The sequence below is a fragment of the Bradyrhizobium sp. Ken51 genome, assembly GCF_055807435.1.
Window position 1 is genome coordinate 1 of record NZ_JBVVPB010000112.1, and the last position, 1,272, is coordinate 1,272.

Sequence of the window (1,272 nt, forward strand, 5' to 3'; positions counted from 1 at the left end):
TGACCTTGCCCCACGGGCTTAATCCAGTTTGAAGTTCGCTCTGGCCCAAGACGAGGACCAGAGCATGAAGCGCAATCGTTTTACGGAAGAGCAGATCATCGGGATCTTGAAGGAGCACGAGGCCGGGGTTTCGGTGGCCGATCTGTGCCGCAAGCACGGCGTCAGCGACGCCAGCATCTACAAATGGAAGGCCAAGTTCGGCGGGATGGACGTCTCCGAGGCCAAGCGGCTCAGGACGCTGGAGGACGAGAACACGAAGCTGAAGCGGCTCTTGGCCGACGCCATGCTGGACAATGCGGCGCTGAAGGACCTCCTGGGAAAGAAGTGGTGACGCCCGCGGGGAAACGGAAAGCTGTTGATCATCTGGTGGATGCCCACGGGATGAGCGAACGGCGGGCGTGTAAAGCCATCGGCTGCTGCCGCATGACCATGAGATATCAGACGACCCGGGCTGACGATGCCAACCTTCGCCAGCGCATGAGGGCGATTGCCCAGGAACGCCGCCGCTTCGGCTACCGGCGGCTGCATGTTCTGCTCAAGCGGGAGGGATATCTGATCAACCACAAAAAGATCTTCCGGCTCTATCGGGAAGAGAAGCTGACGGTGCGCCGCCGTGGTGGCCGCAAGCGGGCGATCGGGACCAGGGCGCCGATGCTGGTTCCGATGAAGTCGAACGACCGGTGGTCACTCGACTTCGTGTCGGACCAGCTGACCGACGGCCGCCGCTTCCGCATCCTGACCGTCGTCGATGATTGTACCCGTGAGTGCTTGGCGCTGGTGGCCGACACCTCGCTCTCCGGCGTTCGCGTGGCGCGGGAACTGGACCGGTTGATGATCGAGCGCGGCAAGCCCAGGATGGTGGTCAGCGACAACGGCAGCGAACTCACCAGCAACGCCATTCTCGCATGGGCCGACCAGAGCCGTGTCGCATGGCACTATATCGCGCCGGGCAAACCCATGCAGAACGCCTTCATCGAGAGCTTCAACGGCCGGCTGCGGGATGAGCTGTTGAACGAGACGTTGTTCACGTCACTGGCACAAGCCCGCGTTACACTTGGATGTTGGCGGGTCGATTACAACGACACACGACCACACTCGCAGCTCGGATGGAAGACGCCGTCCGAGTTCGCCATGACCTGCCATCCGCGCCTGGATCTGGCGCTGCGCTATGCCGAAGGCTCCGCGCCAGCTCCTGTCGCTCCCACCGCCCAAGAGGGCAAATCCAACCGCCGGGGCGAACTCAGAACTGGATAAAACTTGGGGGCAAGGTCA

Annotated in this window: 1 protein-coding gene; it reads left to right on the forward strand. The window is 62.2% G+C overall.

Going from position 1 to position 1,272, the window contains the following annotated elements:
• Positions 1–64: 64 nt before the first annotated feature.
• A protein-coding gene (locus AC0L27_RS41025) for an IS3 family transposase (protein WP_473323772.1) occupies positions 65–1,254 on the forward strand; the annotation gives its coding sequence in 2 pieces (ribosomal slippage) (positions 65–314 and positions 314–1,254; 1,191 coding nt in all).
• Positions 1,255–1,272: the final 18 nt, after the last annotated feature.